Raw genomic sequence first — 14865 nt, 5'->3', positions numbered from 1 at the left:
CAAAATGGAAAATGAGGCAGGTGTGAGTAAATTACTTAACAGTGACCTTTATCTTCACGGTTTTGCCGCCGTATTTCACGGATATGCTCGCAGTACCTTTACTGTTGGCCTTAATCAGGCCGTTTTTGCCGGTAGCTACAAGCTCCTTGGTGGAAGTCCAGACTGCTGTCTTGGATACATCCGATTCACTGCCGTCCTCAAAAGTAGCCGTTGCCGCCAGCTGCACCGACTGGCCTGCACTCAGCGTAAGATTCATCTGGCTGACCTCGAGATATTTCAGCACATCAACGGTTACGGGGACTTTGACGGTTTTGCCGCCGTATTTGGCCGTCACATAGGATTTGCCGTAAGCCACTGCCTTGACCGAGCCTCCGGTAACTGTGACGATCTTATAGCTTCCGCTTTTCCACTCCGCCTTGTCCGTCACATCCTTCGTTTTGCCATCGCTATAAGTGATGCTTACTGCGATTTTGGCCGTATCGCCGGATTTCATCGCCAGGTTGGTCACCGATGCTTCGATGACAGTGATCTGATCCACTTCAATGTTGACCGTCACTTTCTGCCCTCCATAGGAGGCGGTGATCGCCGTTTTGCCCTTCAGCACTCCGGTTACAAGACCTTTCTTGACCGTAGCGATTGTAGTCTTGGCCGAGCTCCAGTCTGCATCAGCCGTTACATCACTCTCTACCCCGGCGGAATCGGTGGCAGTCAGTGTAATCTGCTCCTTGTCTCCGGCAGACATCGTAATCAGGCTCACATTGGCAGCCAGCTCATCCACAAGGCCCACGTTTACGGTAACGGCGGCCTTCTCCGTCCCTATTTTGGCGGTAATCACCGCTGTTCCTGCAGAGAGGCCGGTAATCAGACCGTCCTTAACTTCGGCAATCTTCTCATCGCTGGAGCTCCACTCCACCTCACTCGTGATCGTCTTGTCGCTGCCATCACTGTAACTGCCGGTAGCCTCGGCCTGATAAGTCTCGTCTTCCTTCAGTTCAATGGTCTTGGCCTGCAGCGCCAGTTTGTCCGGTGTGCCTGCCGTGATTTTGACCGTTGCCGTCTTGCCGCCGTAAGAGGCCGTAATTACAGCACTGCCTGTGGCATAGGCGGTAATGGTTCCTTTGCTAACGTCAGCTACATCCGCATTATCCGTACTCCACACTGCATTCTCTGTGACATCCTGTGACGTTCCGTCTTCATAACTGGCCATAGCCGTTACCGCTTTGCTCTGGTCCTTGCCGAGGTTCAGCTTGCTGACCGTAAGATTCAGGCGCGCAGCTGTTTCGACGCTCACCGCAACGGTGAGGGTTTTGCCGCCATAAACGGCGGTAATTGTAGTTTTGCCGGACTTGTAGCCTGTAACCAGACCTTTGTTCACGATAGCGATATTCTCGTCAGCGGTGGTCCAGACTGCGCTGTCTGTCACCGTGCTTGGGGTGCCGCTTGCATCGAGGGCGGTCAGCACAAGCTGATGAGTTCCGTTCAGGCGCAGGTTCAGGCAGTCGTTATCGACGCTGAGCTTATTGCTTTTGCCAACTGCGGCAGTTGCAGTTACTGTCTTCCCGCCATAGGCTGCTGTTATCGTCACATTACCTTCTGCGTAGGTTGTAATACTTCCTTTTTCCACATAAGCCACAGCTTCATCACTGGAGGTCCAGGTTGCCTTGCTGGTTACATCGGTTACCGTACCGTCCGCAAAAGTCGCCTTGAGCACAAGCACCTTAGCAGCATCCACCGCAAGATTCAGACTGGTTTCACTTAAAGCCAGATGTCTTGCTGTTCCCACATCAACGGTAACCGTGGCCGCCGCTCCATTATAAGTTCCTGTAAGGGTCGCCGTACCTACGGAATAACCGGTGATCAGGCCTTTGCTGACCATAGCGATGCTCTTATCGCTTGTGGTCCATGCCGCACTGCTTGTAATATCCGATGAGGACCCGTCGCCTGCAACGGCAGTCAGCACAAGCTGCTTCGTCCCGCTGATCTGCAGGAATACATTATCATCGCTGGCTACCAGTTTACTTACGGCTCCAACTTCCACCTCCGTCGAGGTTTCAAGTGTGCCATAGACGGCAGAGATTGTTGCGGTTCCAGCCAATTTATAAGTTGTGAGGGAGCCTTTTTTGACAAAAGCCACAAGCTCATCACTCGAACTCCATGCCGCCTTAGAAGTAACATCTTCTGTGCTGCCATCGGCATAAGTCGCCGTCAGAGTTAGCGCATGGGTGGAGCTTGTCTTCAGGCCAAGCTGTTCTTCGCTCAGATCCAGATACCGGGCCACCGCAACATCCACATCCACCTGTACAGACTTATCGCCATAGGCTGCTGTAATCGTCGCCGTTCCGGCTGTATAGCCGTAAACCTTGCCTTTGTATACATAAGCGATACTGGAATCACTCGAGCTCCAGACTGCGGTGCTGGTCACATCTTTGGTCGTCCCATCCGGGTAGACGGCGGTGAGTTTAAGCTGCTGATCTTCTTCCGTCTTCAGAAAAACACTCTGATCATCCACAACCAGCTTACTGGTCTGGTCAACCGTTACCTCTACTGTGGTAGTCTTGGTGCCGTATTTGGCGGTGATAACTGCCGTTCCCTGCTTGTAGCCGGTAATGACGCCCTTAAGGACATCGGCAACCGCTTCATCACTGGAGGACCAGGCGGCCAGGGACGTTACATTCTCCTGCGTGCCATCCTGGAAAGTAGCTGTAAGCTTAACAGCAGAGCTGTCTTTCAGCAAAAGCGCAAGCTCGGGCTGATCCGCTTCGATCCGTTTGGCTACCTCTACATTCGCTGTGACGGTGATGGTTTTTTTGCCATATACGCCTGTGATTGTGGCTGTCCCGGAGGTGATCCCTTTGACTGTACCGTTCACCACGGTAGCTACCGCAGCATCGCTTGTGCTCCAGACTGCCTTGTTCGCCACCGTGGCGTCCGTTGTATTATCCGAATACGTTGCGGTCAGAATAATGCTGCCCGATTCGGCTTTGCGGAGATCCAGGCTCTGGACATTCTGCGTCAGCGCTTTAACCTTCTTGGTTACAGTAACCGTTGCGGCCTGGGAGAACTTCGTGCCGTCACTATATGTAAATACCGCAACAATTGTAGCTGTCCCTTCCGCCTTGGCCGTCACAATCCCGTTATATACGGTGGCTACCGCCGGCTTATCGCTGGACCAGTCACTGTTAACCATCACGTCGCCTGACGTGCTGTCGGAATAGACCGCAGTAGCTGTTAGAGCCGAAGTCTCTTCCACCGCGAGCGTAAGTTCACTTACATTCAGCACAATTTTGGAGACCGTTACAGTGGTGGCTGCCAGCGCCAATCCCCCGTTAGTCAAGACCAGAAGCAGCGGCAATGCCATCAGCAAAAACCGGAAATAACTATTTTTCTTCAATCCGTTATCCTCCTTGTTGAATTATGATTTGAATCTCTTATCGACATATCCCGGCTTTTAATTCAGGTACTAAAGACTTATATTTTTTCTTATAACAACGGTAATGAATCAGTTATTTATCTATGTATTTACACAATCCGCAGAAAAAGAACACCTCTAAATACACCCTGCTCAAGAGATAGGCTGAATGCATCATAACAACCCAAACTGAATGTAGTCTGAATAGCCTCATTCTTTAAAACCTGAAAATTCACAGCGGATATCCGGTTTTGCACAAGCTCCATTCTCTTTTGCACAAACAAGATTCTTCTTTGCACAAACTAAATTCCAGCTTTGCGTTTTGTCCATTGAGTAACGGATGGTTATCATCTATGATCATTTCAACGAGAATGATTATCATTATTGGTAATCGATATAATTGGGAGGCCTACTTACAATGAACAAGGCAAGACAACCTTTCGCTATCCTGTGCATCATCTTCCTGATGAGCACCTTACTGCTCGCCTGCAGCAGCACCAAGAATGATGAAGGCAACGCTGCAGCTAACACAGCTGCCGGCAATACCGCTGCAACCGCCGCTCCAACCGCAGAAGCTAGTGCAGAACCGGCAGCCACAACACGCTCTTACACCGATTACAAAGGCCATACGGTTGAGATTCCTGTGAACCCGCAGCGGATCATCTACTCCGGGGAAACTTACGGTGATCTGATTGCCCTGGGCGTACAGGCCACCGGCTATCCGCTCTCCATGGCTGAAGGCCAGGTGTTCAAGGACAAGCTGACCGGGGTAGAAGATGTCGGCTTCCCGATCAACCTGGAGAAGACGCTTGAGCTTCAGCCGGATCTGATCATCTATGCCGGAATTGAAGAGGCTGATTTCGATGCCTTGTCCAAAATCGCTCCAACCATTATCTTCGATACCTTCGCCCCGCTGAAGGAAAGGATGCAGGAAATCGGCGGTATCCTGGGCAAAACAACAGAAGCAGAAGCCTGGCTGGCTCAGTACCAGACGCAGGAAGACGCCATGTGGGCCCAGCTTAAAGCTTCAGGCATGAAGGAAGGCGAAACCGCCGCAGTCTTCACTTACTATCCGGGCGACAGACTGTTTGTAATGGCTACAACCGGCCTGTCACAGGTACTGTATGGAGAGAACGGATTCAAGCCTACTCCGGCGATCCAAAAGGTGCTTGACGCCGACATGGGCTTCCAGGAGATTTCGATGGAGGTTATCCAGGAATACGCAGGGGACCGTATTTTCCTTCTGACGCCGGTAGCTGACGAAGCCAAAGCATCGACCGACAAGCTGCTGGAAAGTGCAGTCTGGAAAAGCCTGCCGGCCGTTAAGAACGGCTATGTCTACACGCAGGACATCATGAAAACCTCCAGTGATGCCGCCACCAGAGAATGGCTGCTGGGCGAAATCCCCGCAATGCTGAATAAGTAACGATTACGCATGCAGACAGGACGAATATTAAAAGCAGCTTATCAACTAATGTTGATAAGCTGCTTTATTTTATATACAATGAGATTTATTGATAATCGTTCTCAGTATGTACATCAATTGATCCCCTGAAAGGAGTGCCGAGCCTTGAGACAGAATGCCCTGAACCCGGGACTCCCCCCTGCCCCCGCACTTGCAGCGGCTCCGGCCCTGCCGGCAGTTCCGCTCCGCTCCCTGCTGTTTCAGCTGAAGGGCATTGAGCTGGTAATCCAGAGTGCCGACACTGTGTCCGCTGTGCAGACTGCCGGTCAGCATACACTTCTGATCTTTACCGGAGGCCGCGGTGAACTCTGTATCGGGGAGCAGCCGGCCCTTTCAGTACATGCAGACAAGTGTTGTCTGCTGTCCCCCGGAACTTCCTACAGTACGGATAACGCGGAAATGACACTATACTATTATTTGATATCCTTTGCCGCTATTACGGCTGGAGATTCCCCTGCTTCCCATACAGCTGAATTGCTGCCTGGCCGGAAAGAGCTAATCGTCCACCCTTTCACCCGGGTGATCCGGCTCGCGGAAGAGCTGCTTGCGAACCAGGGCAGCGGGGACGAGCTCCAGTATTTCAGACAGCAGCTGCAGTTCCAGGAGCTGCTGCTCCTGCTGTTTGAACATAATTACTCCACCCGCCAGCTGCCCAGTCCCGCGCAATCCGTGGAGAGTACGATCCAATTCCTGCAGGATCATTATATGGAGAGCATTACGGTGAAGCAGCTTGCGGAGCTGGCACAGGTCTCTCCCTGGCAATACACCCCAATCTTCCAGAAGCTGACCGGCAAGCGGCCGCTCGATTATCTGACCGATCTGCGCATCGGGCACTCCAAGAACTATCTGCTGGAATCGGCCGAGCCGTTGCGCGAAATCGCCCGGCTGGTCGGCTTCTCCGATGAATATTACTTCAGCCGCCGCTTCCGGCAGAAGACGGGAGTCACGCCCGGGCAGTATGCCCAGGCCCAGCAGCGCAAAGTTACCGTCAAGGATTGGACGGGGCATGAAGTGGAAATTCCGGAGCGGCCGAAGCGGATTGTCTACCACGGGGAGACACTGGGAGATTTGCTGGCGCTGGGAGTCAAGCCTGCCGGAGGCGATGAGGCCTTTGCCCGGAACAGCGTCTATAAGCACCGGGTCAAGAATCTGGCCAATGTCGGCTTCCCGCTGGACCCGCAGCTGACCCGGCTGATCAGCCCTGACCTGATTATTATCGCGAATTCGGACGAGCGCGCCTATACGCGCGTCTCCGGTATCGCCCCGACCCTCACCTTCGATTCGTTCGCGCCGCTTGAGCATCGGCTGCGGATACTTGGCGGGTGGCTCGGCAGGCAGCGCGAAGCGGAAGCCTGGCTGGAGGCCTACCACGCCAAAAACGCTGCCATGTGGCAGCGTCTGTACGCAGAGGGGCTCCAGCCGGGAGAAACCGCCTCCGCGCTGGTCTACGACCATGGCAACCGCCTGTTCGCTATGGCGATGACCGGACTGTCCACGGCCCTGTATGCTCCCGGCGGCCTGCAGCCGACGGCAGAGATTAAGGGCCTGCTGGACCAGGGGCTTGGCTTCGGCGAGGTTGATCCGGCGAAGCTGCACAGCTACGCGGGGGACCGCGTCTTCATGCTCATCCCGGAGCGCGAAGACTCGCGGGAAGCCATGGAGCAGCTGCTGCTGACGCCGCTGTGGAACAGCCTGCCCGCCGTACAGGAGGGCCGCGTCTATATGCTCGACGGCGCCAAATGGAATTCCGGCGATGCCCTGACCCGCGAGCTGCTGCTGACTCTGCTGCCCAGGCTGCTGGGGGGAGCGGGCGGGTAGGCGGGTTCGGGAATTCAGAGTGACTGGAACCTGGTACAATATCATAACTAAAGAAGTGAGTCCATTTAACAATGCAGTAACTGCTGTATTCCGTTCCAAATGGAAATTCAGTGATAGTTGTATAATGTGCAATTAATAACAGCGAAAAGAGAGGCTTGCCTCATATAAGTGCAATCTGTACAACTAAAATTACCCAAATGAGTGAAAACAATCTACAAACAGCTATTTAATTGCACGAAATACAACTAAACGGATAATTGGGTGTATATCAGACGATTTAGTTGTACAAAGTGCACTTATGCACATCGCTTACCGCACACACCTAGGCATATACCGTAATCGGATCATCTCAGGCCATTAGCAAGCGATTTACCAAAATGGTTTTCACTAAATAAATCTGACGCTACACCAGGAGCTGCCCTAGATCGCCTGAATTCGTACCTCGGCAGAGTTCGTACAATAGATTTCTTCCTTTCAGCCACAATTAGGGACGATCCCTAAATTCTGTTGCAGTAAATACATTAGAATGCCTTTGCAGACCCTTAAAACCCCGATTCTGTTGTACAAAATACGATCAGCCGGCTGTGAGGTTAGTCCGGAGTGGCTTGGAGCCAGTTTGGAGCTTGTTGCAGCTTGTTGCAGCTGGTTTGGAGCTGGTTTGGACCGGTTTGCAGCTGGTTTGGAATTTGTTCGAAACATGCCGGCGACCCGGAGCTTGCCCAGAATATGCAACTTGGCCGGAATATGAAGCTTGCCGGATTCACCCGGAGCAGTCCCGTAACTCCTGCGCCCGCTCCTTTACAGCTCAAATGTCTATTTCGCCGCTTCAGGAGTAGAATACTTGATCTTCAATACCAGAATGCCCCGGCCGCGCATGTCAGAGGGCAGTTCTACAATCAGGCCTTCTCCGGCCCGGCTCCACTGCAGCTCCCCGTTCCAGCCCAGCAGCTCCACCTGCAGAATCTCTCCGGCAAGCTGCTTGGAGCGGTTGCCCAAGGTCTCGATGACTGTTGTTCCGCCCTCCGGCCAGCCCATAACAGCGGCATAGAGCAGCTCCCCGCCTCTGGCGGTGAAGCGGATATCCTGCGGGGTGAACGGGCTGCGCTTCGTATCGTTAAATGTTCCGCTGACGATCTGGGTCGGCCCTTCGCCATATACCTTCCAGGGCCGCGTTCCGTAGATCGCTTCCCCGTTTACCGCCAGCCAGTCCCCTACCTCCAGCAGCAGCTGCTGCTCTTCTTCAGGAATGGTCCCGTCCGCACGCGGCCCGACATTCAGCAGCATGACGCCGTTTTTGCTGACTATATCGACCAGGTCGCCGAGTATAACTCCCGAGGTCTTATATTTGTGGTCGGCAATATGGCACCAGGCGGTTTCACCTACCGAGGTGCAGGTCTGCCAGACCTCCGGATTAATATCGGCCAGCTGGCCCCGCTCCATATCATAGACGGCGGTTCCTTCGGCAAAAGCATCAAATTTATAGTTTATGACTGCCCCCTGGCCCCATTCGGCAGCCTTGTTGTAATAGTAGGCGGCGAGCTTTTGCAGATAAGGCTTGAAGACCGGCTGCTCGATCCACCAGTCGAAATAGACCAGCTGCGGGCCGTAACGGTCGATCAGGTCGCAGGTGCGGACCAGCCAGTCGTCCAGAAACTCCTCATTCGGCGGCAGAATCGGCAGCGGATACGCCGGATCACCGTAGCAAGACTGCGCCGGACCGTACAATTCCGCGTATTTCGGGTCCTGCACATCTGAAGGCAGCTCGCGGCCTCCGTTGTAGTACCACCAATTCTCCGCACGGTGGCTGGAGACGCCGAAGGTCATATAATGCCGCCGCACGGCTGCGCCAAGCTCGCCGATAATGTCTCTGCGCGGACCCATCCTGGCAGCGGTCCACTCCGAATAAGGGCAGTCATACATGGCGAAGCCGTCATGATGCTCGGCAACCGGCACTACGAACGCGGCACCGGCGCGCTTGAACAGGGCAGCCCACTCCTCGGCATCGAATTTCTCCGCCGTGAACTGGGGAATGAAATCCTTATAGCCGAATGTGTCCGGCGGGCCATAGGTCTTCAGATGATGCTCATACACCTCTGTGCCTTCCCTGTACATATTGCGCGCATACCACTCTGTCCCGAAGGCGGGAACAGAATACACACCCCAATGAATGAAAATCCCAAACTTCGCATCCTCGTACCAGCGGGGAACGGAGTACTCCTCCAGAGACTTCCACTCAGCTCTAAACGGGCCGTTCTCTACAGTATCCTTGATCTCCAGCTTCTTCTGTTTGCGCAGCTCATGCAGCGATGGTTTTGACAAGGAACTCACCTCTTCTATGGTTTGAGAATCTTGCGGACGGCTTCCAGCCGCCCGGGGTCAACCGGCCTCAGCGGATCGCCGTCCTCCCGGACAGCCGAACCGAAATGCACACGGCGGACAGCCGTCCGGGAGATGAAATCCTTCAGGCCTGCAGCATTCAAGCCGCTGCCTGCAAGGATGGAGAGCGAAGAACCGGCGGACAGCCGTTCCAATACGGCAATCCTCGCCATACCCTCAGCGGAAGTAGCCTTATCGCTGCCGCCGGAGGTCAATATATCCGTAATCTGCGGATACCGCTTCAAGACTTCAAGCGCCTCAAGCTGATCCCGCACCTCATCAAAAGCCCGGTGATACGTTACCTCCATCCCGGCCGCAGCATCAAGCAGCCGGACCAGCAATTCTTCGTCCACGGTCCCGTCACTGCGGAGCATGCCCGTGACCAGGGACAGTCCGCCCACTCCGGCAATATGCCGGATATCGCGCAGCATCGTTTCCGCGTCGGATGGGTCATACCGGAAGGAACGCGCATGCGGCCGTACCATTACTCTTACGGGAATGCTGACTGCCTCCCGCACCGCTTCAATCAGCCCAAGGCTGGGTGTTAAACCGCCTTCCCGGATTCCGGTAATCAGCTCGATCCGGTCCGCTCCATAACGTTCAGCGGTAACTGCATCACTTACTGTCGTGGCTATAACCTCTAACAGCATAGTTCACTCTACTTCCCTTCCTTGTTCATAATCATCCGTGCCGCGCCGATCATTCCGGCATCATTGCCAAGCTCGGCAGGAAGCACCTTAATGGACAGCGGTGACACGGCGGCAAGCCCGCTCATCCAGGCATCCCACCATAAGGCATGGGATTCCGCGACTCCGCCGCCAAGAATAATCGCCTCCGGGTCCATGAAAGACTGGATATTATGCACGGCCAGGCTCAGGTCGTGCATATATCTCTTCATGGGTGCAGCCGCTGTGGCGCTGCCTGCGGCGAATTCTGCCAGCAGTCTGCGGCCGTCCCAGCCCTCCGCCGCTTCTGCGGCCAGCCGGCTGAGCGCCTTGCCGGACAGATAATGCTCGGCGCAGCCCCGCTGCCCGCAGCTGCAGGGAATTCCTCCGGGATGGAGCACCATGTGCCCGATCTCCCCGGCTCCGCCCTGTCTGCCTGAGATAGCCTCAGCATTATGAATAACGGCTCCGCCGACACCTGTACCCAGCGTAAGCATCACATAATCCTTCAGCCCCGCAGCCGCACCGCGCCAGCCTTCGCCAAGAGCTGCTGCATTGGCATCGTTGCCAACCGACACAGGCAGCGGGAACTCCTCCTCCACTGCTTCCGCCAGGCGCATGCCGGTCCAGCCCGGCAAATTCTCCGTCGCATAGAGGACTACGCCTTCAGCCGGATCTACCCGCCCGGCAGTGCCTATGCCAATGCCGCCGATCCCGTATCCGCAGCACACAAGCTCTGCAATAATCTTCTTCAGCGCAGCGAGAATCCCTGCTGCCCCCTCGTTCACAGGCGTAGCGGTACTGCGGCGGGCAACAATCTCCCCTTGCCCGTCCACCACTGCCGCCTTTATTCCGGTTCCGCCGATATCGGCCCCGATATAATAGCGGCTCATCCTTCGGCCTCCGTTGTTGCGCCGCCCGCCTTCTCTTTCATCGCCTTCACATAACGGGCGGCTATCCACTGCGGACGGGTAATCGCCGAGCCTACGACGACGAAGTCCGCACCCAGCTCCAGCGCCGCAGCCGCCTGCGCCGGCTCGGATATCCCGCCTTCGGCGACTACCGGCACCTCCAGGACAGCGGACAGCCGCTCCAGCAGATCCAGATTCGGCAGCGGAGTTCCCAGCGTCTCTGCGGTATAACCGCATAGCGTAGTCGAGATGTAATCCGCGCCCCATCCGGCCGCCTGCACCCCTTCTTCGAAGGTCGAAATATCGGCCATCACCGGTATCCCCGCAGTCTTCAGCGCGGCAAGGGTCGCCTCCAGCGTGCGCCCGTCCGGCCGGAGCCGTCCGGTACCATCGATGGCCACAATATCGGCCCCGGCCGCATAGACGGCAAGTGCATCCTCAAGCGTCGGCGTAATGTAGACCTCACTGCCTTCATGCTGTATTTTGACCAGTCCGATCAACGGCAAGCCGGCGGCATCCTTAATCGCCCGGATATCCGCCAGCCCTCCGGCACGGATACCGGCCGCCCCCGCTTCCTTCGCCGCCATCGCCATCGCCACCATATGATGGCTTCCGAACAGCGGCTCGTCCTCCAGCGCCTGGCAGGATACGACCAGACCCTGATAGGGAATGAGACTCCCTGAACCTTTTCCCATAACCTCGCTCACCCTCCCTGCATATCATTTTCGCGTATCACACGGCTGCCCTCTTAACATTCTCTCATTCTTGCACCTTAGCCATCCAGCCTCCTAGCCCTTAACCGCCCCGCCCACCAGACCTTTAATAATGAAGCGCTGGACGAACAGGTAGAGAATGATGATCGGCAGGGCCACAAGTGCAGCACCGGCGAACATCTGCGGCCAGTTGGTGTTGTATTGGCTTTTGAAGGCCATGAGGCCCACGGGCAGCGTACGCATATCCGGCGAAGACAGATAGACCAGCGGATTGAAAAAGTCATTCCACGAGTTGATCGCCACCACGATAATACAGGTCGCCGTAATCGGCAGCGTCAGCGGAAAAATAATTTTCAGGAAGGTCCGCCAAGGTCCGCACCCGTCCACCAGCGCCGCCTCCTCAATTTCACTTGGCACGGTCTTGAAGAAATTCACATAGAGGAAGATCGGCAGGGCCAGCCCGGAAGCAATCTGGATCAGCGACAGCCCGACATGCGTGTTGAGCAGATGGATCTCCCGCAGCACCAGGAACGCCGGAATCGTGCCGGAGAAGGCCGGAAGGATCAGCCCCATCAGGAAGAAGGTCGACATCGCGTCCGATTTATATCTTTTGCCATGATGCAGACCGTAAGCGGCCAGCACCGAGACGCCGATGGCGGCAGCGGTTGTCATCACCAGCACCAGAACGCTGTTCCCGAAATACGGCAGCAGATTGCCGGTGCGGAACGCTTCGGTATAATTGCTCCACTGCGGGTCTTTGGGCAGGCTGAGCGGATTGATCGTTGACGGTGTCTGCAGCGAAACCGAGATCATGACCGCCATCGGAACGAGTACAATAATGAGCGCGATAATCAGCACGGTGTAAATAGAGGTTTTCTGTAATGTAGTCGTCAATTCGCCACCTCCAGACGGCTGAGCAGCTTCATCTGCACAAAGGTTACAACCAGAATCATCACGGACAGGATCATCGCCATCGCGGTGCCGTAGCCCATTTGCGAGGTTTTGAAGGCATATTGATAGATCATAATCCCGAATGTCTGCGTGGAATTGGCCGGTCCGCCTTGCGTCATGATGAAGACATGCTCGAACATTTTCATACAGCCGATCACCGACAGCACTGTGTTCACAATGACCGAAGGAATCAGCAGCGGCAGTGTAACTTTCCAGAATTTGTTCCACGGTCCTGCGCCGTCAATGCTTGAGGCTTCATATATTTCACCCGAAACGGATTGTAGTCCAGCCAAGTAGATCATCATCGAATAGCCTGTGTACTGCCAGACCATGACGAGTGCAATCGCGTAGATTGCCAGGGAAGGATCACCGAGCCAGTCCAGCTGCGCCAGACCATTCAGCCCGACTGCGGCAAAAAACTTCGGCAAAAATCCGACCATCGGCGCATACATGTAGCTCCACACATAGCCGATTACAACGGTGTTCAGGATAACCGGGAAAAAGATAATCGCCCGCATCCACACAATGCCCTTAAGCTTCTGGTCGAGCAGTACGGCCAGCAGAATTGATGCGCTATGCTGCAGCACGATGACTACAACGGAGAGAATCGCCATATTCTTCAGCGCCGTCAGGAGCAGCGGATCACGGAAGGCTTCGCGGAAATTCTCCAGCCCGACCCAGTCGGCCTTGAATGAGAAGCCGTTCCAGTCGGTGAAGCCGTAGTACAAGCCGCTGAAGATCGGTCCGGCAAAAAACAGCAGGTAGATCAGGAGCGCCGGCGCGATAAACAGCAGGTAATTGCGAAAATTCATGAATTTCATCTTCTGCCTCCATCCCTCACCCCAAATTTGGGTAAAAAAAAAGAAACCTAAGCGAAAGACAGGGTTGTCCTTGATCTGAGCTTTCGCTTATTCTCTTGTGTTGTGTGTGTTCTATAAAGATTGTGCCTGAAACTCCTCCCATTTAGGTTCAGCCGTGACTGCAGAGAATGTTTGGACCTCCGGCCGCTGTTATGTTTGGATTTCCTGATTTGGACCGCTGATCGCGGTAGAAATCCAAACATAAAGGCGGACGCTACCGCTCCTACAGTTCCAAACTTCTCTTCCGCCACTCTCCCTAAAAGGTATACTTTTCAAACCCAATCTTTATAGTTTTGTTTGTCTTATATGTTCTATATGTCCTTATCTTGAGCTGTTTGCATTTGTTCCAGCAGCTTGGTGGTGTCCACGTCCTGCTTCAGCAGAATCTGCTGGAAGATCGGGAACATTACCGGCTCGATGGACGAGGTCATGCTCGGGAAAATCTGGGCTTCGCTGGCGTCAATCAGCGGCTGGAGGGAAGCGGCCAGCGGGCTGTAGGTTTCGGAAGTGCCGCCTTTTACCGTTACCGCCTGCTTCGTTTCATCGGACCAGATTTTAGCCATTTCCGGCTCGGCCACGAATTCCATGAACAGCTTGATTTCTTCCTGATGCTTGCTCCAGGATACGCCAACCAGCAGGTTGTCGGACACCAGATTCGTTACGAGCGGCTGATCGCCGCGGTTGACCGGAATCGGGAAGGCACTGAGTTCAAAGGCGGAGAAGTCTGCATCAAAGTTCTCGCTGTAGCCCCATTCGCCCATCGGCCACATAGCGGCTTTGCCTTCTTTGAATACCTGCGCCACCTGGTCATAGCTGAGGCCGACGGAGTTCTCCAGCAGATAACCTTTATCCGCCAGCTCCTTCATGCCGTCGAAGTAGCCGGTGAACTCAGGATCGGTCCACTTTTTGTCTCCGCTGGCCAGCTGCGGGAATACGTCTGCATTGTCATGCTGATACAGTCCGAACTGTGAAGTGGTGATGAACTGGGTCGCCCAGCCGTCCTTGCTTCCGATGACCATCGGTGCGGTGCCGCTGGCTTTGATGGTCTCGCTCACCGCCATCAGCTCTTCCCAATTGGTCGGAATCGCAAGCCCCAGCTGGTCGAACAGCGTTTTATTATAGAACATTACGATCGGCTGGCTGTTATAGGGAACGCCGTAGGTTTTACCGTCCACTGTGCCCAGCTTCACCGCAGCTTCAAGATAATTATCCAGCCAAGGGCTGCCGGAGATGTCCATCAGGACATTCTCTTTGGAGAATTCGGCCACCTGATTCGGGAACAGCCACAGCATGTCCATATCGGACTTGGAGACAATCCGTGTACGGATGATTTCCCGGAATTGATCGTATACCTTGTCGTGCTCTATCGTGATGTAGGGATATTTCTCCTGGAATTTATCAACCACCGTCTGGCTGATCGGGTTCCATGTGGTCAGCTTCAGCACCACCGGCTCTTTCTCAGCATCCCCTTCTGCAGCGGAACCGCTTGTAGCAGCCGCTCCGGAATTACCGTTTGATGCCGCATTATTACTGCCGCAGCCTGCAAGAATGACCAACAACCCAAGACATAATACCGACAACCACCAGAACCCGCCTTTTCTTCTCATGTGTTAGCCTCCCTGACATTATGTTTGTTTCATGAGTTAATCGTACTCTGTTTGTGTCAGGTTAACTACCAGGTTGATCTGCTGCTTTAT

General features: G+C 54.6%; 10 protein-coding genes. 2 read left to right on the top strand and 8 right to left on the bottom strand.

Translation table 11 applies throughout. From position 1 onward, the window contains the following. Positions 1-31: 31 nt before the first annotated feature. Positions 32-3391, bottom strand: a complete 3360-nt coding sequence (locus NSU01_RS06195) for an Ig-like domain-containing protein (protein ID WP_076242323.1) — start codon at positions 3389-3391, stop codon at positions 32-34. A 436-nt stretch (positions 3392-3827) separates the two neighbouring features. Here NSU01_RS06195 and NSU01_RS06190 point away from each other — a divergent pair, with 436 nt between their 5' ends. Both NSU01_RS06190 and NSU01_RS06185 read left to right on the top strand, forming a co-directional pair. After that, entirely contained in the window at positions 3828-4835 is a 1008-nt protein-coding gene (locus NSU01_RS06190; RefSeq protein WP_076242322.1) for an ABC transporter substrate-binding protein, read from the top strand. 144 nt (positions 4836-4979) lie between these two features. After that, positions 4980-6692 carry a helix-turn-helix domain-containing protein gene (locus tag NSU01_RS06185; RefSeq protein ID WP_256703725.1) on the top strand — a complete coding sequence of 571 codons (1713 nt, stop codon included), beginning with the start codon at positions 4980-4982 and terminating at the stop codon, positions 6690-6692. Positions 6693-7505: 813 nt separating this feature from the next. Here NSU01_RS06185 and NSU01_RS06180 read toward each other — a convergent pair. The 7 genes from NSU01_RS06180 to NSU01_RS06150 all read right to left on the bottom strand — a co-directional run bounded on the left by NSU01_RS06180 (position 7506) and on the right by NSU01_RS06150 (position 14775). Beyond that, on the bottom strand, positions 7506-9020 hold the full coding sequence (locus NSU01_RS06180; RefSeq protein WP_256703724.1) for an alpha-L-fucosidase: 1515 nt from the start codon (positions 9018-9020) through the stop codon (positions 7506-7508). Between the two features lie 5 nt (positions 9021-9025). Next, positions 9026-9718: a copper homeostasis protein CutC gene (locus NSU01_RS06175; protein WP_076242320.1), complete on the bottom strand. Its 693-nt coding sequence runs from the start codon at positions 9716-9718 to the stop codon at positions 9026-9028. An 8-nt stretch (positions 9719-9726) separates the two neighbouring features. Next, positions 9727-10626, bottom strand: a complete 900-nt coding sequence (locus NSU01_RS06170; RefSeq protein ID WP_076242319.1) for an ROK family protein — start codon at positions 10624-10626, stop codon at positions 9727-9729. Further along, on the bottom strand, positions 10623-11339 hold the full coding sequence (locus NSU01_RS06165; RefSeq protein ID WP_042134161.1) for an N-acetylmannosamine-6-phosphate 2-epimerase: 717 nt from the start codon (positions 11337-11339) through the stop codon (positions 10623-10625). Before NSU01_RS06165 ends, NSU01_RS06170 begins: the two co-directional genes overlap by 4 nt. Positions 11340-11432: 93 nt before the next feature. Next, positions 11433-12251 (bottom strand): carbohydrate ABC transporter permease, encoded by an 819-nt coding sequence (locus NSU01_RS06160; protein ID WP_042134160.1) that lies wholly within the window; start codon positions 12249-12251, stop codon positions 11433-11435. Continuing rightward, positions 12248-13129 carry a sugar ABC transporter permease gene (locus tag NSU01_RS06155; protein ID WP_039309670.1) on the bottom strand — a complete coding sequence of 294 codons (882 nt, stop codon included), beginning with the start codon at positions 13127-13129 and terminating at the stop codon, positions 12248-12250. Before NSU01_RS06155 ends, NSU01_RS06160 begins: the two co-directional genes overlap by 4 nt. A gap of 350 nt (positions 13130-13479) precedes the next feature. Beyond that, on the bottom strand, positions 13480-14775 hold the full coding sequence (locus tag NSU01_RS06150) for an extracellular solute-binding protein (protein WP_076242318.1): 1296 nt from the start codon (positions 14773-14775) through the stop codon (positions 13480-13482). Positions 14776-14865 lie beyond the last annotated feature (90 nt).

The sequence above is a fragment of the Paenibacillus sp. FSL H8-0259 genome (genome assembly GCF_037963255.1).
Lineage (GTDB): Bacteria > Bacillota > Bacilli > Paenibacillales > Paenibacillaceae > Paenibacillus_AQ > Paenibacillus_AQ phytohabitans.
The sequence above is the reverse complement of the archived record's forward strand: the minus strand, read 5'-3'. Positions and strand labels throughout refer to the sequence as shown.

Excerpts from the sequence above, each read along its gene's own strand:
- NSU01_RS06190 (WP_076242322.1), top strand. The coding sequence starts at position 3,828 with ATGAACAAGGCAAGACAACCTTTCGCTATCCTGTGCATCATCTTCCTG.
- NSU01_RS06175 (WP_076242320.1), bottom strand. The coding sequence starts at position 9,718 with ATGCTGTTAGAGGTTATAGCCACGACAGTAAGTGATGCAGTTACCGCT.
- NSU01_RS06170 (WP_076242319.1), bottom strand. The coding sequence starts at position 10,626 with ATGAGCCGCTATTATATCGGGGCCGATATCGGCGGAACCGGAATAAAG.
- NSU01_RS06165 (WP_042134161.1), bottom strand. The coding sequence starts at position 11,339 with ATGGGAAAAGGTTCAGGGAGTCTCATTCCCTATCAGGGTCTGGTCGTA.
- NSU01_RS06155 (WP_039309670.1), bottom strand. The coding sequence starts at position 13,129 with ATGAAATTCATGAATTTTCGCAATTACCTGCTGTTTATCGCGCCGGCG.
- NSU01_RS06150 (WP_076242318.1), bottom strand. The coding sequence starts at position 14,775 with ATGAGAAGAAAAGGCGGGTTCTGGTGGTTGTCGGTATTATGTCTTGGG.